Genomic DNA, 19,441 nt, shown 5'->3' on the forward strand with positions numbered 1-19,441 from the left:
ATATAGCAGTATGGCAAAAAAATTTTTTATATTAAACGTGTTTTTCCTGATATCAGCAGCTTGTGTATCGGCAAGGAACATAGAGGTTAAAAGTAAAGAAGAAGTCTATCAGGCGCTGCCACACTTGAAAGCAGGCGATCAGCTGATTTTAGATGACGGCAATTACAGCGATATCCGGTTGATTGTAACTGTTTCAGGCACAGCGGCATCTCCTGTTATCATAGCAGCCAAAAATCCTGGCAAAGTGCTTTTTACAGGAAATGTAAAAGTAGAACTGCGGGGAGACCACCTTGTTTTGAAGGGAATTTATTTTACAGGCGGCAACAGAAATCCCGCGGAATGGAAATCACACGGGCCGGGGCTTGTAGCTATATTTGGGAGTTATAACCGGGTTACTGATTGTGCTTTTAATAATTTTGATCTGGTGCACTCAGCATACATCACTACCTCGCTGGACGAAAAAGGCAAAGTGCCTGTACACTGCCGTATTGATCATTGCTCATTTACTAATAAACTTACCTTAGACCAGGTCATCAACCTCAACAATACCTATAAAAAAGGGACGGCGGGCGGGCCGCCGATGTATCACAGGATAGATCATTGCTTTTTTTCTAACCCTAAGAAAAAAGGAAATGCCGGAGGCGGCATCAGGATCGGCTATTTCAGAAATGATACAGGGCGCTGTCTGGTAGATTCTAACCTTTTCGTGCGGCAGGATTCGGAGGCCGAAATCATAACCAGCAAATCCATGGAGAATGTTTATTATGCAAACACTTTCCTGAACTGCCAGGGCACACTGAATTTCCGGCATGGAGATAAGCAGGTGGCTGTTAATAATTTCTTTATCGGTACCGACAATCTCTACGGCTACGGCGGCATGTTTGTATGGGGCAGCAACCATATTATTGCTCAAAATTATTTTAATCTTTCTAAAACCATTGCCTCCAGAGGGCATGCAGCTTTGTACCTCAACCCCGGGTCGAGGGCTTCAGAACACGCATTGGCTTTCGATATGGATATTGTCAACAACTTGTTTGTAAATAATAATGGCTATGCCATTCATTTTAACCCTATGGATGAAATCAGGAAGAAAGTAAATGCAGCAGAAAATACTTTTTTTGAAGTTCCCGGGCACATTAAGATCATCGGGAATGTTTTTTATACAGATAAAAAAAATAATTTCGCTTTCTTTAAAGACGATTATCCGCACATTGAAAGAAACCTGTACTGGCAAAAAAATATTTTTTACGGTGCCACCCCCGGCATGCAGGTTGCAGCAGGGTTGAAAGATCAAAAACCTGCTATAGAAAACTATCAGGGATATTTTATGGTAAAAAACAGCACACATCTCCCCAACTTGCGCTACAACAGTATCCCGGGTATAGATTTGAATTTTAAAGAAATGGCAGCAAAGGGGATTATGGGAAAGCCCTTTGAAATATCTGCGTTTCTCAGCAATTGGAAGCAATATACTATTGGCGACTATTATCTTAGTGGTAGATTGAATGAAGCAATGAAAGAAAATTTAGAAAAAATTCCTGTAGAATAAAAATTATATGATGACAATAAGAGTAACTCTGGTAGTTTTGGCAATTCTTGCCGCAACAGCTCCCCAAGCGCAAACCTCCATCTACAAAAACGGATGGATTGATTTAAATAAAAACGGGAAAAAAGACATTTATGAAGATCCCGCCCAGCCGTTGGAGAAAAGAATTGATGATCTGATTGCACAAATGAATCTTAATGAGAAAACCGCACAGATGGCTACTCTGTACGGTTATGGCAGGGTGCTGAAAGATTCTCTGCCTGTGCCGGGCTGGAAAAATGAGATATGGAAAGACGGTATTGCTAATATAGATGAGCACCTCAACGGATTTGTGCAATGGGAAAAACCTACCTTAAAAATAGATATTGTAAAAGACATACCTAAACATGTATGGGCAATGAACGAAGTACAGCGCTTCTTCATAGAGCAGACCCGGCTGGGTATTCCGGTTGATTTTACCAACGAAGGTATCCGTGGCGTAGAAGCCTATGAAGCAACTGGTTTTCCCACGCAGTTGAATATGGGCATGACCTGGAACAAAGCATTAGTTAGAAAGATGGGCGAAATAACCGGTAAAGAAGCCAGGGCCCTGGGCTATACCAATGTATACGCACCTATTCTGGATGTAGCACGTGACCAGCGCTGGGGCAGGTTAGAAGAAGTCTATGGCGAGGATCCCTACCTGGTGGCGCAGCTTGGTATACAGATGACCAAAGGCATGCAGGAAAATAAAGTGGCTTCAACAGCTAAGCACTTTGCAGTGTACAGCGCCAATAAAGGCGCCAGGGAAGGACAGGCGCGCACAGACCCGCAGGTTTCTCCGCGTGAGGTGCACGATATATTGTTATACCCTTTCCAGCAGGTTATGCGCCACACAGACATAATGGGTGTTATGAGCTCTTACAATGATTATGATGGCGTTCCTGTATCCGGAAGCAGCTATTGGCTCATAGATATGCTTAGAAAAAAATTTGGATTTAAGGGGTATGTAGTGAGCGATAGCGAAGCGCTGGAATATTTGTACACAAAGCATAAAACAGCTGCTGGTTTAAAAGAGGCAGTTTACCAGGCATTTATGGCAGGCATGAATGTGCGTACTACTTTTCGCCCGCCGGATAGCATTATCATTTACTTAAGGGAGCTGGTGCAGGAAAATCTGATACCTATGGACACTATCGATAGTCGTGTAAGGGATGTGTTATCTGTAAAGTTCAGGCTCGGGTTGTTTGATGAACCTTATGTTAAAGATCCGGCGCACAGTAAAGCAATCGTAAATAGCCTGGCTCATCAGCAGGTGGCCTTACAGGCAAGCAGGGAAAGTATTGTACTGTTAAAGAATAAAAACAATAGCCTGCCCTTGTCCAAATCTTACAAGAAAATTGCTGTAATAGGCCCTAATGCAACGGATGCCGGATATGCACATGCACATTACGGCCCCTTGGAATCAGCAAGTGTAAACGTATTACAGGGAATGCAGCGTAGATTCGGAGCCGCAAACGTATTGTATGCTCAAGGTGCGGCCCTGGTTGATAAAAGCTGGCCGGAGAGCGAAATTCTCCCCGTTGAGCCGGATGTTGCCGAACAAGCGCTGATCCGCAAAGCAGTGGAAGCTGCCAGGCAGGCAGATGTAGCCGTATTGGTATTAGGCGGCAATACGAAAACAGCAGGAGAAAATAAAAGCCGCACCTCGCTGGATCTTACCGGTCATCAGTTGCTGCTGGCTAAAGAAGTGAAAAAAACAGGCAAGCCGGTAGTGGTTGTGTTCATTGGCGCGCAGCCCATTACTTTTAACTGGATAGATAAGAATATTGACGGCATCATATATGCCGGATATCCGGGCGTAAAAGGTGGTATAGCTATAGCTGATGTGCTTGCAGGAGATTATAACCCGGGCGGTAAACTCACCCTGACTTTTCCCAGGTCGGTAGGGCAAATTCCGCTGAATTTTCCGTCAAAGCCCAACGCGCAAAGCGATGACGGCGAAAGTGCGAAGATAAAAGGGTTGTTGTATCCGTTCGGTCATGGCCTGAGCTATACTACTTTTCAATACAGCGGCCTTACCATTCAGAATCATTTAAAAGACCAGGATAAGGTAGTAGTCACTGCTAAAATCAGCAATACGGGCAAATATCCCGGTGATGAAGTGGTGCAACTTTATACACGGGATGTTATCAGCAGTGTAACTACTTATGAAAAAAACCTGAGAGGCTTTGAACGGGTAGCCTTAAAACCCGGAGAAACAAAGACTGTTGCCTTTGAAGTAGAAGGGGATGATTTCAAATTATGGAATCGCCAGATGCAGCATGTAATAGAACCGGGTGAGTTTAAAATAATGCTGGGAAGTTCGTCAGAAGATATCAGGCTGAGCGGCAGTTTTTTTTATGAGTAAAACAGCCGGAGCGATACTGTATGAAAAAACAGCTTTTTGTAAACTATCGCCTTGCCGGGATGTTATTTAAAAATGCTTAAAATGAAATAACCGTCTCTTTTACGGGTGGCATCCACTGTTGATGATATGGTTGCGCATCTAAAAAGCAAATAATAAATTACACATCAAACGAAGCATGATAAACCTGATGGCTATTGCCAGGAATGTACAAGCTGCCATTCAAAACATTAAAAAGATTACAAATGAAAAGTATAAAAATTATAATTACAGGACTGCTATTGATTGTTGCTAATATCAAAGCCAGGCCCCAGCAGCCTCAGATCATTCCTTTGCCTCAGCAGTATACAGCAGTTCCGCAGACTTTTGTGCTCAGCAAAAATACCGCCCTGGTTGTAGAAGATAAATTATTTTCAGAAGAGTCTTTTTTCCTGCAAAAAGAAATATTGTCCAGGAAAGCAATTCCGGTTTCGCGTAAGCCGGCGCCCGGGGCAACAACTATCCGCCTGAGAAAAAACAATAAACAAGTTCAACAGGGCGCGTACAGTATATCTATGTCTGCATCAGAAGTAGTTATAAGCGCCGCTGAAGAAGAGGGTATTTTTAACGGCATCATCAGTTTTCTGCAATTAGTTTCTGTTAATGAAGCTCGGAACGGATCCATCCTGGTCAACTGTTGGAATATCGGAGACTTTCCTAAGTATGCGTGGCGTGGTTTAATGATAGATGAATCAAGGCATTTTTTCGGAATTGAGAAAATAAAATCGGTGCTGGACTGGATGGCATTTTACAAGCTCAATCGTTTTCACTGGCACCTGACTGACGAGCCTGCCTGGAGAATTGAGATAAAAAAGTACCCGATGCTGGCGCTTGTGGGCGGCATCGGGTCTCATACCGATTCTGCCACCGTTGCAAAGTTTTATACTCAGCAACAGATAAAAGAGGTTGTTGCTTATGCGGCAGAACGTAAAATTGTGGTGATACCTGAAATAGATATGCCAGGCCATGCAAGAGCTGCCAACAGGGCCTATCCGCAGTTTAGCGGCGGCGGCTCCGAGAAGTATCCTGACTTTACTTTTGATCCGGGCAATCCCCAAACCTACCAGTATCTTACAGATATTTTGCGGGAAGTAGATGTGCTGTTTCCTGCTAAAATGATCCATCTGGGTGGCGATGAAGTAAGTTTCGGGAATGAAAAATGGTCCTCCAATGCCGGTGTCAAAAAGCTGATGTCGCAGCACAGGCTAAAGAACTTAAAAGATGTGGAACAATATTTTATGCAGCGTATGGCAGATTCTTTGTTTAGGATGAACAGCAAATTCCTCGCCTGGGATGAGATGGCAAACGTGAAGTTGCCGTCAGATAAAACCATCATTTTCTGGTGGAGGCACGATCAGAAAAAAGATTTACAGGCAGCGTTAGACAACAATTACTCCGTAGTACTTTGCCCCCGTATACCTTTTTATTTCGATTTTGTACAGGATAGTACACACGCTGTTGGAAGAAAATGGAAAAATACCTACGCCGCTCTCAAAGACGTTTATGCATTCGACCTGAATGAATACGTTGATAAGAAACAACAGCAGCATGTGTTGGGTATCCAGGCAAATGTATGGACGGAGACCATTATAAGCAATGAGCGCCTGGAATATATGATGTATCCGCGTATATCCGCGTTAGCGGAAGCGGGATGGTCTGCTACAAAAGATTATGATAGTTTTTTAAAACGCCTTGCACCTCATTTATCTTTATTTCAAAAAAGCAGGATTTATTATTTTGATGTATTCTCTCCCGGCAGGTTGTCTGAGCCACGTATGTAGATTCATTGTATGCAGGCAGACGGGCTTGGTTCAGCTCTCTGGTATTTTTAAAAGCACAGGTTAATTCTCTACGTAGACATCCTCCTGACCAGCTTCACCGGTATCACATACTTAGTAGGTGCGCCAGCCTCATTATTCAGGGCCTGCATCAGCACGCTGACTGTTTTAATGCCGAATTCATTGGGAAATTGTTCTACAGAACTTATGGATGGGGTAGTAATGGCTGTTCTGTTATCGTTAGAGTAGCCAATGATCTTTACATCGTTAGGAACGCGCAGGTTGTGCGATTTGCAAAATTCCAGCGCTGCTATGGCGCAGGTATCATTGGCCGTAAAAATACCATCAATAGAGGGGTCGCGCTCAAACGCGTTTACCAAAGTGCTCCAGGCATTTTCATGTGTCAGCTCATGGCACACCAGGTTCTCTTCTTTGAATGGAATGCCAGAGCGTTCCAGCGCCATCTTGTAGCCCATGCTTCTGTATTTGTACAGGTAGCATTGCAGCGGTCCGGAGATGTGCAGTATGTTTTTACAACCGACTTCTATCAGATGCCTGGTAGCCTCAAAACCGCCCTGCTTATCATCTCCGCAAACTTTTATAGAGTCATTTTCATAGTCAGGTATCCTGTCGTAAAAGATTACGGGGATGTTGTTGTTTAAAAAAACATCAAAGTGGCTGAAATCTACAGTGTACAATGTTACGGCAGCTATAACTCCGGCTACTCTGAAAGACATCAGTGTTTCCACTGCCTGTTTTTCCAGTTCCAATGAATCATTTGATTGCAATATGATTAGGTTATAGCCGTATTTATACAGCTCGTTTTGTATAATGGTTATGATCTGCGATTGAAAATACATGTATATTTTCGGCACGATCATGCCAATGGTTTTAGACTTATTGCTCCGTAAACTTGATGCAACTTCGTTGATGCGAAAGCCCATTTTATCAGACATGTCCACAACTCTTTTTCTTGTCGACTCTTTTACGGACGGATGGCTGTGCAATGCTCGTGAGACGGTTGCTACAGACAGCTTTAATTTTTTGGCAACATCAGTGATGGTTACATTCTTTTTTTCGTTCATCAGCTCAAAAATATGGTTGTAAATGTAAACGATTTTATTCAATAAAGTTAAAGGATACGTTTATTAAATAATACAAAATAATAAAATGGCTATTTTATTTTGTTAAAAAATTAAAACGTTTTAATTTTAATCTTTCAAGAAAGAACCTCAATGAATATGCACACGGAAAAAAACAGCTTCTCCCTGGAAAATAAAGTAATTATAGTCACAGGCGGCACCGGCGTTCTGGGCTCATCGTTTGTACAGGCTATAGCAGAAGCAGGCGGCGCGGTAGTGATCCTTGATCTTCACCAGGATAAAGCAGAGCAGAAGGCAGCAGAGCTGAAAGCGGCCGGTCACGAGGCATTGGGGCTTGCAGCCAATGTGCTGGATGAGGCAGATCTTGAAAAAGCAAAAGCAATTATTCTTGAAAGATACGGGAAAATAGACGGCCTGGTAAATGCAGCCGGCGGCAATGTGCCGGAAAGTATTATACAGCCTGACCAGGATATTTTTGATATGAACATTGAAGGTATGAAGAAAGCGCTGGTGTTGAATGTATGGGGTACGGTTACGCCTTCCAAGGTTTTTGGCGCGGCCATGAAAGAAAATGGCGGCAGCATTGTAAATATCTCTTCTGTAAGCTCTAAAACAGTGCTTACAATGGTTATGGGTTACAGTATGGGTAAAGCGGCCATTGATATTTATACAAAATGGTTCGCAGTGGAGGCAGCCAGGCGCTATGGTGATAAAATACGTGTAAATGCCATTGCACCGGGTTTCTTCCTGACACATCAAAACAAAGACCTGCTTACTAATCCTGACGGAAGCCTTAAGCAGCGCTCTAAAAATATTATGCACTCCACTCCTTACGGCAGGTTTGGCCAGCCGGAAGAATTGAACGGCGCAGTGATCTACCTGCTGAGTGATGCCTCTAAATTTGTTACGGCCGCAGAAATAGCCGTAGATGGCGGGTTTACCAAGTTCAGCGGTGTGTAAGGCATGTACAATTTTCGGAACGGATTTTAACTTAAAACCTAATTAAACAAATGTTTCCTTCTTATAAAAATACGGGCTACCGCATGGAGCAGACTATGCGATGGTATGGGCCTAAAGACCCTGTAAGCTTGTCAGATATAAGGCAGGCCGGATGTACAGGCGTGGTTACTGCCCTGCATCACATTCCCAATGGTGAAGTGTGGACTAAAGAAGAGATTAATAAACGTATTGACGAAGTAAAAGCCGCCGGGCTCACCTGGAGTGTAGTGGAAAGTGTGCCTGTGCATGAAGCTATAAAAACCCGGACGCCGGGCTTTGAACAATACATAGACAATTATAAAACGTCTATTAAGAATTTGTCTGAGTGCGGTGTGCATATCGTTACCTACAACTTTATGCCCGTGCTCGACTGGACAAGGACAGACCTGGCTTACACGGTGGAAGATGGCAGTAAAGCCTTACGTTTCGATAAAGCAGCTTTCATAGCCTTTGATGTGTATATTTTACAGAGAAAAAATGCCAAACAGGATTATTCGCGCGAAGAGGTGCAGAGGGGGAGAGAGAAATTTGAATCAATGAGCGATGAAGAGAAGCACCAGCTGCAACGTAATGTTATTGCGGGCTTGCCGGGAAGCGAGGAAAGTTTTACGCTGGAAAATTTTCAGCAGGCTTTGGATAAATATCAACATATAGACGCCGAAAAGCTCAGGAACAACCTCATCTGTTTTTTACAGCAGATTGTACCAGTTGCTGAACAGTACAATGTGAAACTGGTAATTCATCCCGATGATCCTCCATACCCGATCCTGGGTTTGCCGCGCGTAGTGAGCACAGCAAGCGACATACAGGCTTTGATAGACGCGGTTCCTTCGGTAAACAATGGCTTATGCTTTTGTACCGGTTCTTTTGGTGTGCGTGCAGATAACGATATGCCGGCAATGATCAGGAAGTTTGGAGATAGAATCAATTTTCTTCACCTGAGAAGCACGCGCAGAAACGAATTCGGCGATTTCTATGAAGATAATCACCTGGAAGGAGATGTAGATATGTATGAAGTGATCCGGGAAATCGTGCAGGTAATGCAGGAACGCAAAATATCCCTGCCCGTACGCCCCGATCACGGACATCAGATGCTGGATGACCTCAATAAAAAAACAAATCCCGGGTACTCTGCCATCGGCAGGCTGCGCGGGCTGGCGGAAATACGTGGATTGGAGTTAGGCATTTTAAGAAGTTTGGCAAACAACTCATCAGCATGAACAAAACCATTTTTACAGAAGATTTTTTATTGCACACAGAACAGGCAAAAAAGCTGTATCACAATTATGCGGAAGATTTGCCGGTAATAGATTACCACAATCATCTTCCTCCTGATGAGATTGCCGAAAATAAACGATTCGAAACAATAACGGAAATTTGGCTAAAAGGAGACCACTACAAGTGGCGCGCCATGCGGGCGCTGGCCATCAGTGAACAATTTATTACAGGCAATGCAAGTGATGAGGAAAAGTTTTATGCGTGGGCTAAATGTGTGCCCCAGACACTGCGCAACCCGTTGTTTCACTGGACACACCTGGAACTTAAAAATCCTTTTGGTATACATGAATACCTCGATGAAAGATCTGCTGAGTCTATCTACCGGCGTGCCAACGAAAAACTTCAGGCAGAAGCATTCAGGACTAAGGCGCTGCTGCAGCACTTTAAGGTAGAGATGGCCTGCACAACTGATGACCCGGTAAGCGGCCTGCAATACCACAGGCAGATTGCTGCCGATAATTTTTCTGTAAAAGTTGTTCCGGGTTTCAGGCCTGATAAGGTTTTCAATATCGCCAACAAAGCGATGTTTATGAACTACCTTGGTGAACTTTCTGAAACTGCCGGCATGCCAATCACTGACTACGACTCGCTTCTGGATGTTTTACAGCAAAGGATAAATTATTTCCATGAAGCCGGCTGCCGCATTGCCGACCACGGTTTACATGCCATGCCGGTAAAAGTTCACATGCACGCATCGTTGCGCGAAGAATTTAAAAATTACTTACAAGACAAGCACGCAACCCACTTTTCAGACGCTGAAAGTTTTCAGGGCGCATTGCTCACGGAGCTGTGCAGAATTTACCATGCCAAAGGATGGGTGCAGCAATTTCACCTCGGTCCGCTCAGGAACAACAGTGTCAGGCAGTTTGAAAAATTAGGCCCCGATACGGGCTTTGATTCTATCGGCGATGAGCAGCAGGCACAGGGGCTCTCTGTTTGCCTCGGCGAACTTGACAGGACAGGTGAGCTTGCCAAAACGGTGATCTACAATATCAACCCTTCCTTCAACGAAGTATTTGCTGCTATGGCAGGAAATTTTAACGACGGAACGGTGCGAGGAAAGGTGCAGTTCGGTTCAGGCTGGTGGTTTTTAGACCAGATGGATGGCATGACCAAACAGCTGAATGCCTTGTCGTCTATAGGCTTGCTAAGTACGTTTGTAGGGATGCTTACAGACAGCCGGAGTTTTCTGTCATTCACACGCCATGAGTATTTCAGGAGACTGCTCTGTAATATCCTGGGTGAAGAAATGAACAAAGGATTATTGCCGGATGATGAGGCATGGATAGGTGAGGTCGTAAAAAATGTGTGCTATTATAATGCTAAAAATTACTTTACTTTTTAAATCAAAATATAGACAATGGGTAAAATAGTAACTTTCGGGGAAGTGATGTTGCGGCTCGCAACAACCGGGTATGAAAGATTTAGCCAGGCCGGCAGCTTTACAGCAACATTTGGGGGAGGCGAAGCAAATGTAGCCGTATCGCTTGCCAACTATGGTCTGGAAACTCAGTTCGTAACAAGGCTTCCTAAGAATGATATAGCAGATTCCTGCATCATGAACCTGCGCAAATACAAGGTAGGCGTAGATCATATGCTGCGTGGCGGCGAGCGGATGGGTATTTATTTTTTAGAAACAGGAGCCGTAGCGCGCGCCAGCAAAGTGGTGTATGACCGTGCCCATTCAGCTATTGCAGATGTTCAGCCGGGAATGATCAACTGGCGCGAAATACTGAAAGATGCTTCCTGGTTTCACTGGACGGGTATAACGCCTGCGCTGTCACAAGGCGCTGCTGATGCCTGCCTGGAAGCCATAAAAACGGCCAACGATATGGGTGTAACAGTTTCAACAGATCTGAACTTCCGTAAAAACCTGTGGAAGTATGGCAAGACGGCTGCGGAGATCATGCCTGCGCTGGTTGAAGGCTGCGATGTGATACTGGGTAATGAAGAAGATGCAGAAAAAGTCTTCGGCATCAAGCCCGAAGGCTTTGAAGTGGCACACACCGGCGGCGAGATCAACGCCGCAGAGTTTGAGTCTGTGTGCACACAGCTTATGCAAAAATTCCCGCGTGCAAAGAAAGTGATCATTACGCTGCGCGGCTCTATCAATGCCAATCATAATTCCTGGGGAGGTGTTTTATACAGCCAGGGAAAATTGTACCAGTCAAAAAGATACGACATTACACACATTGTAGACCGTGTGGGTGGGGGAGATTCTTTTATGGGAGGATTGATCTACGGGCTGCTGACCTATACCAACGATGACCAGAAAGCGCTGGACTTCGCGGTAGCTGCTTCCTGCCTGAAACACACTGTTTACGGCGATTTCAACATGGTTACGGTTGCAGAAGTAGAAAACCTGATGGGCGGCGACGGCAGCGGCAGGGTCTCAAGATAATTTTTTAATTGCTGATTGGAGAGTGAAAATTTCAGATTGAAAATTACAGGTTACAAATTGAGGATTGAAATGAAGATTCAACATTACAGATTCCAAAGAAAATCTTTCATTGCTCACCATTCACCATTTACCTCTCATCGCACCATTCACCATTCACGATTCACCATTCACCATTCACCATTCACAAAATCACCAATCAAAATGCTTTTCAATAAATTACAAGTACTTTCAGCAATCGGCGAAACCGGCATGGTGCCTGTGTTTTACCACCATGATGCGGAAGTGGCAAAGAACGTGGTTAAGGCCTGCTACCAGGGCGGCGTAAGAGTTTTTGAATTTACCAACCGCGGCGATTTTGCCCAGGAAGTTTTTGCTGAGCTGGTAAAGTTTGCTAAGACAGAATGCCCGGAACTCATATTGGGCATAGGCTCTGTGGTAGATGCGCCAACAGCTGCGCTTTACATTCAATTGGGCGCCAACTTCGTCGTAGGCCCGTTGTTTAATCCTGAAGTGGCCAAGGTCTGCAACAGGCGGCTGGTGCCTTACACACCCGGTTGCGGATCAGTTTCCGAGATTGGTTTTGCACAGGAAGCCGGCTGCGACCTCTGTAAGATATTTCCTGCCTCCAACGTAGGCGGGCCTTCCTTTGTTAAAAATGTAAAAGGCCCCATGCCGTGGACAATGATGATAGTAACCGGAGGTGTGGAACCTACCCGAGAAAACCTTGATGCCTGGGTAAAGTCAGGCGTATTCGCAGTAGGCATGGGATCAAATCTTTTTCCCTCCGATGTGATCAAAGCGCAAAACTGGCAGGCAATCACCGATAAAACCCAAGAAGCACTGGCTTATATTCAGGAAGCAAGAAACAGATAATTATGATGCAATATCCTATCCCGCAAAACGGCAAAATGACAAATTACCGCTGGTCTATAACAGCCATGTTATTTTTTGCCACTACCATCAACTACCTCGACAGGCAGGTGCTTTCCCTCACGTGGAAAGATTTTATAGCGCCGGAATTTCATTGGACAGACTCAGACTATGGTACAGTCACAGGTTTGTTTTCTATCTTCTACGCCGTAGCCATGCTGTTTGCAGGCAAGTTCGTAGACTGGATGGACACCAAGAAAGGATTCCTGTGGGCAATAGGCGTGTGGTCTGCCGGCGCGGTGCTGCATGCATTCTGCGGTATTGCTACTTCAGGTATTCTCACCGGCGACTGGGCTTTGAGCTTTGCCGGCGCACGAGAATCTATTGCTGCTGTCAGCGATGTATCTAAAGTAGTAACCGTGAGTGTGTCGTTGTTTATTTTCGCGAGAGTAATACTGGCTGTTGGCGAGGCGGGTAATTTTCCTGCTGCCATCAAGGCTACGGCTGAATATTTCCCTAAAAAGGACAGGGCTTTCTCTACCAGTATTTTCAATTCAGGTGCACAGATCGGCGCTTTGCTGGCGCCTGTAACCATTCCCTTCATTGCGCAGGCATGGGGATGGGAAATGGCATTCATCATTATCGGCGCCACAGGTTTCGTATGGATGGGCTTCTGGATATTTGTATACAACAAACCCGACAAATGTAAAAAAGTAAACACGCAGGAGCTGGCGTACATTTGCCAGGACGATGCAGATTTAAGCGCTGCCGACCATCTTGCACAATCAAAGAAAAGAATTTCATTTGCCAGAGCTTTCAGCTACAAACAAACCTGGGCCTTTGCCATTGGTAAATTTATGACAGATGGTGTTTGGTGGTTTTTCCTGTTCTGGGCGCCGGCATACCTGGAGTCGGTTTACGGGTTAACTTCTGTACAGAGTGCACCGTATATTTTTGTTCTGTACCTCATTACCATGCTGTCTATCGTGGGCGGATGGCTGCCATCTTATTTCGTAGATAAAAAAAGAATGGAGCCCTATGCAGGCAGGATGAAAGCCATGCTGATATTTGCCTTCTTCCCGCTGCTGGCATTGTTGGCTCAGCCTTTGGGGCATGTTTCCGTATGGCTGCCCGTGATCATTATTGGTATTGCAGGGGCGGCACACCAGGCATGGTCGGCCAATATTTTTTCAACCGTGGGAGATATGTTTCCCAAGTATGCCGTGGCTACAATCATCGGCATTGGCGGGCTTGCGGGCGGTGTCGGTTCGTTTATCATCAACAAAGGGTCGGGCATGTTGTTCGATCATGCTGCTGAAACCAAAATGCAACTTCTAGGCTTTGAAGGAAAGGAAGCAGGATATTTTATTATCTTTTCCATTTGCGCGGTGGCATACCTGATCGGCTGGCTTATTATTAAAACACTGGTACCTAAATACAAACCTGTCACTGACCTGTAGAAAGAAGTGTAGAGAAAAGTAAAAACATTTACAGAAGCGGAGCCACCAGCCTGCAAACCGAATCAAAGCCGCGATGAATAAACGAACGGCTTTGCCAATATTCTATCGTTATCAACCGGCTGTTATTCTTGTCTTTTTCAAAGCTTTCTTCAAGCGATCTGCAAAAAGCTCCTTCATAAACAACGGATGTAATTTCAAAATTCAGGAAGAAGCTGCGCGTATCCATGTTTACCGTTCCTACGAAAGCCAGTGTGCCGTCTATGGAAATGGTTTTAGAATGAATAAATCCTTTTTTATAAAGATAAACCCGCACGCCGCGCTCAAGCAAGGGTTTAATGAATGAGAACGAAGCATGCTGCACGATAAAAGAGTCTGATTTTTCAGGAAGTATCAGTTCCACTTCAACTCCGTTAGCCGCAGCAATAACCAGTGCAGAAGTAAGCTGGTCTGTGGGTATAAAATACGGCGTGCAAATCCGCACGCTTTTTCTTGCCTGGTTTATTGCTAAAAGAATAGTTTCCATTACATAGGATGCCTCCGAGTTGGGGCCGCTTGCCGCAAAAGCCACGATAGCATCGCCTTTTTTTTCGTGTTTTTTGCCGAAGTAATCATCGCCATTACCGAAATCGTCTTTGCCGCCGGAGAAAAACCAACTCAGGATAAACTGCACCTGTAACAGTTTTACGGCAGGGCCTTCTATTTTTACTGCCGTGTCGCGCCAGTAAAGTTCGTGTTTACCATTGTTCCAGTAGCGGTCATCCAGGTTAATGCCGCCGATAAAACCGATCACGCCGTCAATGATCGCAATTTTGCGGTGGTTGCGGTAATTGCTGTTGGCCAAAGAAGTAAACGCCACCGGCATTGTTCTTAAAAAGGGGATGCCGGCTTCCCGCAGCCGCGACGGGATGTCTTTTAATTTTTTTGAACCTACATCATCTGCGATCACTCTTACTTTAACGCCTTCGCGGCTTTTTTTAATCAAAATATCGGTGAGGCGGTTGCCCACATCGTCAGCAGTAAGAATGTAGTATTCAATATGGATGTGAGCGCCGGCATTTTCAATCGCTTCAAAAAGAGCAGGAAATTTTTCTTCTCCGTTATTCAGCAAGGTTACGCAATTGTCTTTGCTGATTAGCGACTGATGCTGATAATAAAGATAGCGGAAGGGTAGTGCCATATTCCCGATTTTTTGTTCCAGCATCAGCAAACGTTCTTCCATTTCAGGTTTTAGCTGCTGGTAATATTGCTGCATTTTTTGCCGGTCAACCAATCGTTTTTTCTCAAACGCCGTTTTTTTAAACAGCGGTTTTCTGCCTACAAAATAATACACGATCAGGCCAATCACCGGCAGGAAAACAAGCACTAACATGTAAGCCAGCGATTTGCTTGGGCTGCGGTTTTCACTTAGGATAGTGATAATCACGCCCACATAGAGGATCAACATCGGGATCCAATACCATTCTTTAATAAATTCCCATATTTGCTGCCAGGTGGTCATTGTTTTTTAAACAAACTTAAACAATCAGGATTGTTTCTCTTAAGGCAATAAAAAATACGAGCCGCAGCATCTGTGAATGCCGTATGTCAATTTTTTGTTCAAGCCGCTCTTTAGCTCATGTCGGCCTTGAGGCTCAGGTCCAGGCTTTGTGCCTGGTGTATCAGCCCGCCCACGCTTACATAGTCTACGCCGGTTTGCGCATACATTTCCACGGTATACAGGTTGATGCCGCCGCTGGCTTCTGTTTCAAATTCTTTATTGATGATAGACAGGGCTTCGCTGATGTTTTCCGGTGAAAAATTATCCAGCATAATACGGAATACCTTGCCTTTGCCGACTGCGCAAACTTTCTTTACATCCTCCAGATTCCTAGTTTCCACCTCGATCTTTAGCCAGGGGTTGTATTGCTGTGTATAAGCAAAAGCCTTATCAATTGCCGGCTCCAGCCCTCCGCAGAAATCAATATGGTTGTCTTTCAGCATGATCATGTCATACAGGCCAAAGCGGTGATTGATGCCGCCGCCAATGCGCACGGCTTCTTTTTCCAGCAGCCGGAAATTAGGCGTGGTCTTGCGGGTATCCAGTATTTTTGTGTGGTAATTTTTTAAGATATCTACATATTGCCTGGTAAGCGTAGCTATACCGCTCATGCGCTGCATACAGTTCAGTGTAAGCCTTTCGCAACTGAGAATGGTTTGCATGCCGGCCTCCACTTCAAATGCTGTATCCCCATACTGCATTGGCTCGCCGTCATGTTTGTAAATGGTGAATTTTGCTCCCGGCTCTACCTGGTGAAAAATTTCCTGGGCAACTTCTACGCCGGCCAGAATACCGTCCTGCTTGATTTTCAGCACAGCCTTACCTTTTTTGTTTGCAGGTATACAGCTTAGTGTACTATGGTCTCCGTCTCCGATGTCTTCTGCCAGCGCTTCTGTTATCAGGTGCCGTAGTATTTTTTGGTTCATATAGCCAAAGATACAAAACTCATTAATCATCTTTCGAATGGATAATGTATTTTTCAATAATTTTGAATACGCTTTAAATTTTATCCTATGCTCAAAAAATTATTGTTTCTTATTCTGTGTTTTGTTTGCACAGCCGCCTATGCACAGCAAGATTCACTTAAAAAAGAAATACTTGCCGCTACAGGCTCCCAGACAATGCTGATACGTAACGCAAGAATGCTGTTGCTGGATAAGTTTATTCAAAAAGATATGAACGATGTAAGACGGCTGAAAAATTTTCTGAACAATGATATAGATAACGAAAATTATATTGGCTTATACCAGATAGAAGACATATTGCTCAATTACTGGACAGAAGATTACATGCATATTTTAGCGGAGGTAAGCCTGCTTGGCGATGTTTCTCTAAACGTAAAATTAAGGCCGGACAATGATTATCTTTTTGTAAAGGTCAGAGACGAAAGCGTTAAAAATTATTATGCCCTGCAGCAGTCAATCCAAAGCGCCGGCTTAAGTGCAGAAGACAGGGATTTTTTAGAGATCATGTTGACTTATTTGGTTTCAGGGAAATTCAATTTTCTTATCGGGAGAAATATTACGGTTGAAGATGATAAGCTTGACAGAATGGGCAATGAATTTCTGCAAAAGTACCCGGAAAGTAAGTATGCTAAATTTATCAAGGAGAACATCAGGAGCCGTTATACAAGATCTGACTGGGCGCTGGGCTTCGATTTTTTCTCAGGCTACGGCATTACCACCGGCAACGCTCTATATAACTTTAAAAATCATGTGCCTATTGGCGTTGGATTTGATGTTTATTACAAAAAGCTGGTTCTTTATTTAAGAGATTACATCGGTTTTGACCGTACGCTAAATGATATCGAGCATAACAAGGTGGTTTGGCCAAAGAGAAGCCAGGTGAGGATATATCTTCCCGAAGCTTCGCTGGGATATCCGGTGATCAGCAATAAGCTGTTGAGGATAACCCCTTTTGCCGGCATTGCGGGTATCTCGTTTTCGCCTACGATGGTGGATGTGCAAAGAGATAAATCCCTGGAAACTTTTGAAAAATTTATGACCAAGGCTGCAGCAGGAATTAATACAGAGTTTTTGCTGAACACATCCAGTGGCAGGTTTTGGGGAATGGCGGAAGATGATGAGTTTTTTTTACGTTTGCGGTATGGATACAATTTTTCAAATAGCAATAAAATTCCTTATGCATCGGGAAATGTTCATTATATTACCATCGGTATAGGCGGCGTAGGCCGGCTAAATAAAAGAAGAAAATAAACGGATGTTTCCTTTTCATTAAAAATATTTTAGTCAATGGATGTACAAATAGAAAGCAGTTGGAAAGAAGTTTTGAAAGAAGAATTTGCCAAACGTTACTTCGAGCATATTGCTATGTTCCTGAAAGCAGAAAAGCAGAGCGGCAGGAAAATATTTCCGCCCGGCAACCTTATTTTCAATGCTTTTGAGCAAACTCCTTTCGATAAGGTGAAAGTGGTGCTGCTGGGGCAGGATCCTTATCACAACGATGGCCAGGCGCACGGGCTCTGCTTTTCCGTGCCAAACGGTGTAGCGTTCCCGCCTTCTCTTAAAAATATTTTTAAGGAAATTAATGATGATCTGGGCATACCCATCCCTAAAACTGGGGACCTTACCAAATGGGCACGCCAGGGAGTTTTACTGCTCAATGCCGCACTTACGGTAAGGGCCCATGATGCAAACAGCCACTCAAAGATAGGCTGGTCAACGTTTACAGACGCAGTGATCAAAAAAATATCAGACGAAAAAGAAGGCGTCATTTTCCTGCTGTGGGGCAGGTTTGCACAGGACAAGCAGGTGCTGATTGATGCTACGAAACATCATATCCTGAAAGCAGCGCACCCATCGCCTTTGAGTGCGCACAACGGCTTTTTCGGATGCCGGCATTTCAGTGCAACAAACGAATTGCTTGCAAAACAGGGAAAGGCGCCGATAGACTGGAATAACGCTTAGCAGCGAATTAAAATTAATGAGTAGTAAAATGAAAAAGATTTTCCGCGCGGTGTGGGCCTTATGGGGTTTTATATTTTTTGTGGTAACGATTCTTACGGCATTGTTGTTTATGACGCCATGTTTTGTACTGAAGGAACCTGCCAAAACAAAATGGTTTCACAAGGTTTCAAAAGTATGGATGACGGTATTCCTGGGCGGTGTGGGTTGCCCTGTAACAGTTTTAGGCAAAGAACATTTTAAAGCAGGACAGAACTACATCGTTGTATGCAACCACAACAGTTTCTTTGATATTTTTGCCGCCACGCCTTTTTTACCCAATCCCAACAAGTCTATCGCAAAAGCATCGCTGGCTAAAATACCCGTATTTGCCTGGGTTTACGGCTTTGGGTCTGTGCTGGTCGACAGGAAAAACAGTAACAGCCGCAGTTCCAGCTTTCAGCAAATGAAGCATGTACTGGATATGGGGCTGGATATGGTGATCTATCCCGAAGGTACGCGCAATAAAACAAACAACCCGCTGAAAGAGTTTTACAACGGCGCTTTCAGGCTTTCTGCAGATACAGGCAAACCAATCATTCCGGTAGTGATTTTCAATACAAGAAAAATACTGCCTGCCGGCGAAATGTTTGCGCTTTCACCTCACAGGATATACCTGCAAATACTGCCGCAGGTTGATCCGCAGCACAAGAAAGCAGCCGAACTCAAAGAAGAAGTTTTTAATAAAATGTGGAACGCCTACGAGGCCAATGAAAAGAAGTTTGCTTAATCAGTGAGTATACCTTTTGCAGCATCATCACGCATCAATACACTTTTTGCAAAGCGGCATGTAGCCTTGATGCGGGCATTTTTCTCCCTGGCAAGATCTACAACGGCATCTGCCAGCTTCTTGCCGATTCCCTTGCCTTCGTAAGCTTCATCAACTTCCGTATGGTTTATCTCCAGCAGATCTTCATCATGCCATAGGTAAGTAATAGTACCTGCAAGCTGATCCTTTTCCAGCGCATTGAATTGACCGCCTGTGCCGGAATTATCCTGGTGAATGAGTTGCATGCGTATATATTTTAGTTCGCCGCTTTGCGGCTGTTTTTAATGGTCGCATGAATAGCCTTTATTCATT

Annotated in this window: 16 protein-coding genes; 12 read left to right on the forward strand and 4 right to left on the reverse strand. The window is 44.3% G+C overall.

The features are described 5' to 3' along the window. Window positions 1-10: 10 nt before the first annotated feature. The 3 genes from OD355_RS09015 to OD355_RS09025 all read left to right on the forward strand — a co-directional run bounded on the left by OD355_RS09015 (window position 11) and on the right by OD355_RS09025 (window position 5,752). Window positions 11-1,549 (forward strand): chondroitinase-B domain-containing protein, encoded by a 1,539-nt coding sequence (locus OD355_RS09015; RefSeq protein WP_263038138.1) that lies wholly within the window; start codon window positions 11-13, stop codon window positions 1,547-1,549. 7 nt (window positions 1,550-1,556) lie between these two features. Continuing rightward, window positions 1,557-3,935, forward strand: coding sequence for a glycoside hydrolase family 3 N-terminal domain-containing protein (locus OD355_RS09020; protein WP_263038139.1), 2,379 nt, complete (start codon window positions 1,557-1,559; stop codon window positions 3,933-3,935). A gap of 242 nt (window positions 3,936-4,177) precedes the next feature. Next, window positions 4,178-5,752, forward strand: a complete 1,575-nt coding sequence (locus tag OD355_RS09025; protein ID WP_263038140.1) for a beta-N-acetylhexosaminidase — start codon at window positions 4,178-4,180, stop codon at window positions 5,750-5,752. Between the two features lie 68 nt (window positions 5,753-5,820). Here OD355_RS09025 and OD355_RS09030 read toward each other — a convergent pair whose 3' ends face one another. After that, on the reverse strand, window positions 5,821-6,834 hold the full coding sequence (locus tag OD355_RS09030; RefSeq protein ID WP_263038141.1) for a LacI family DNA-binding transcriptional regulator: 1,014 nt from the start codon (window positions 6,832-6,834) through the stop codon (window positions 5,821-5,823). A gap of 156 nt (window positions 6,835-6,990) precedes the next feature. Between OD355_RS09030 and OD355_RS09035 the strand changes: the two genes are divergently transcribed. From OD355_RS09035 to OD355_RS09060, 6 genes are all read left to right on the forward strand, one after another. Further along, the gene (locus tag OD355_RS09035; protein WP_263038142.1) at window positions 6,991-7,812 is read left to right on the forward strand and encodes an SDR family oxidoreductase; all 822 of its coding nucleotides are present in this window, start codon (window positions 6,991-6,993) and stop codon (window positions 7,810-7,812) included. A 50-nt stretch (window positions 7,813-7,862) separates the two neighbouring features. Then, complete coding sequence (gene uxuA, locus OD355_RS09040) at window positions 7,863-9,071, forward strand: mannonate dehydratase (RefSeq protein WP_263038143.1); 1,209 nt, start codon at window positions 7,863-7,865, stop codon at window positions 9,069-9,071. Further along, on the forward strand, window positions 9,068-10,474 hold the full coding sequence (uxaC, locus tag OD355_RS09045) for a glucuronate isomerase (RefSeq protein ID WP_263038144.1): 1,407 nt from the start codon (window positions 9,068-9,070) through the stop codon (window positions 10,472-10,474). The genes uxuA and uxaC overlap by 4 nt, the downstream gene beginning before the upstream one ends. Before the next feature lie 15 nt (window positions 10,475-10,489). Continuing rightward, window positions 10,490-11,530: a sugar kinase gene (locus OD355_RS09050; protein ID WP_263038145.1), complete on the forward strand. Its 1,041-nt coding sequence runs from the start codon at window positions 10,490-10,492 to the stop codon at window positions 11,528-11,530. Between the two features lie 201 nt (window positions 11,531-11,731). Then, window positions 11,732-12,403 (forward strand): bifunctional 4-hydroxy-2-oxoglutarate aldolase/2-dehydro-3-deoxy-phosphogluconate aldolase, encoded by a 672-nt coding sequence (locus tag OD355_RS09055; RefSeq protein WP_263038146.1) that lies wholly within the window; start codon window positions 11,732-11,734, stop codon window positions 12,401-12,403. A 2-nt stretch (window positions 12,404-12,405) separates the two neighbouring features. Next, on the forward strand, window positions 12,406-13,860 hold the full coding sequence (locus OD355_RS09060; RefSeq protein WP_263038147.1) for an MFS transporter: 1,455 nt from the start codon (window positions 12,406-12,408) through the stop codon (window positions 13,858-13,860). 28 nt (window positions 13,861-13,888) lie between these two features. Here the strand turns inward: OD355_RS09060 and cls are convergent, their stop codons facing one another. Continuing rightward, a complete protein-coding gene (gene cls / locus OD355_RS09065) occupies window positions 13,889-15,358 on the reverse strand; it encodes a cardiolipin synthase (protein WP_263038148.1) in 1,470 nt (489 codons plus the stop codon). Between the two features lie 110 nt (window positions 15,359-15,468). Continuing rightward, window positions 15,469-16,323: a carboxylating nicotinate-nucleotide diphosphorylase gene (nadC, locus tag OD355_RS09070; RefSeq protein ID WP_263038149.1), complete on the reverse strand. Its 855-nt coding sequence runs from the start codon at window positions 16,321-16,323 to the stop codon at window positions 15,469-15,471. A gap of 87 nt (window positions 16,324-16,410) precedes the next feature. Between nadC and OD355_RS09075 the strand changes: the two genes are divergently transcribed. From OD355_RS09075 to OD355_RS09085, 3 genes are read left to right on the forward strand one after another with little or no spacing between them, the layout of a single operon-like run. After that, window positions 16,411-17,613 carry a hypothetical protein gene (locus OD355_RS09075; RefSeq protein WP_263038150.1) on the forward strand — a complete coding sequence of 401 codons (1,203 nt, stop codon included), beginning with the start codon at window positions 16,411-16,413 and terminating at the stop codon, window positions 17,611-17,613. A 36-nt stretch (window positions 17,614-17,649) separates the two neighbouring features. Next, window positions 17,650-18,324, forward strand: coding sequence for a uracil-DNA glycosylase (gene ung / locus OD355_RS09080; RefSeq protein ID WP_263038151.1), 675 nt, complete (start codon window positions 17,650-17,652; stop codon window positions 18,322-18,324). A gap of 28 nt (window positions 18,325-18,352) precedes the next feature. Continuing rightward, window positions 18,353-19,090, forward strand: coding sequence for a lysophospholipid acyltransferase family protein (locus OD355_RS09085; RefSeq protein WP_263038152.1), 738 nt, complete (start codon window positions 18,353-18,355; stop codon window positions 19,088-19,090). On the opposite strand, the gene OD355_RS09090 is transcribed toward OD355_RS09085, so the two are convergent. Next, window positions 19,087-19,374 carry a GNAT family N-acetyltransferase gene (locus OD355_RS09090; RefSeq protein WP_263038153.1) on the reverse strand — a complete coding sequence of 96 codons (288 nt, stop codon included), beginning with the start codon at window positions 19,372-19,374 and terminating at the stop codon, window positions 19,087-19,089. The genes OD355_RS09085 and OD355_RS09090 overlap by 4 nt on opposite strands. Between the last annotated feature and the right edge of the window lie 67 nt (window positions 19,375-19,441).

This window comes from Haoranjiania flava, from assembly GCF_025631005.1.
GTDB classification, from domain to species: Bacteria; Bacteroidota; Bacteroidia; order Chitinophagales; family Chitinophagaceae; genus Haoranjiania; species Haoranjiania flava.

What these genes read in the sequence shown, in the direction of transcription:
- OD355_RS09015 (WP_263038138.1), top strand. Translation starts at nt 11, where the DNA reads ATGGCAAAAAAATTTTTTATATTAAACGTGTTTTTCCTGATATCAGCA.
- OD355_RS09020 (WP_263038139.1), top strand. Translation starts at nt 1,557, where the DNA reads ATGATGACAATAAGAGTAACTCTGGTAGTTTTGGCAATTCTTGCCGCA.
- OD355_RS09025 (WP_263038140.1), top strand. Translation starts at nt 4,178, where the DNA reads ATGAAAAGTATAAAAATTATAATTACAGGACTGCTATTGATTGTTGCT.
- OD355_RS09030 (WP_263038141.1), bottom strand. Translation starts at nt 6,834, where the DNA reads ATGAACGAAAAAAAGAATGTAACCATCACTGATGTTGCCAAAAAATTA.
- OD355_RS09035 (WP_263038142.1), top strand. Translation starts at nt 6,991, where the DNA reads ATGCACACGGAAAAAAACAGCTTCTCCCTGGAAAATAAAGTAATTATA.
- uxuA (WP_263038143.1), top strand. Translation starts at nt 7,863, where the DNA reads ATGTTTCCTTCTTATAAAAATACGGGCTACCGCATGGAGCAGACTATG.
- uxaC (WP_263038144.1), top strand. Translation starts at nt 9,068, where the DNA reads ATGAACAAAACCATTTTTACAGAAGATTTTTTATTGCACACAGAACAG.
- OD355_RS09050 (WP_263038145.1), top strand. Translation starts at nt 10,490, where the DNA reads ATGGGTAAAATAGTAACTTTCGGGGAAGTGATGTTGCGGCTCGCAACA.
- OD355_RS09055 (WP_263038146.1), top strand. Translation starts at nt 11,732, where the DNA reads ATGCTTTTCAATAAATTACAAGTACTTTCAGCAATCGGCGAAACCGGC.
- OD355_RS09060 (WP_263038147.1), top strand. Translation starts at nt 12,406, where the DNA reads ATGATGCAATATCCTATCCCGCAAAACGGCAAAATGACAAATTACCGC.
- cls (WP_263038148.1), bottom strand. Translation starts at nt 15,358, where the DNA reads ATGACCACCTGGCAGCAAATATGGGAATTTATTAAAGAATGGTATTGG.
- nadC (WP_263038149.1), bottom strand. Translation starts at nt 16,323, where the DNA reads ATGAACCAAAAAATACTACGGCACCTGATAACAGAAGCGCTGGCAGAA.
- OD355_RS09075 (WP_263038150.1), top strand. Translation starts at nt 16,411, where the DNA reads ATGCTCAAAAAATTATTGTTTCTTATTCTGTGTTTTGTTTGCACAGCC.
- ung (WP_263038151.1), top strand. Translation starts at nt 17,650, where the DNA reads ATGGATGTACAAATAGAAAGCAGTTGGAAAGAAGTTTTGAAAGAAGAA.
- OD355_RS09085 (WP_263038152.1), top strand. Translation starts at nt 18,353, where the DNA reads ATGAAAAAGATTTTCCGCGCGGTGTGGGCCTTATGGGGTTTTATATTT.
- OD355_RS09090 (WP_263038153.1), bottom strand. Translation starts at nt 19,374, where the DNA reads ATGCAACTCATTCACCAGGATAATTCCGGCACAGGCGGTCAATTCAAT.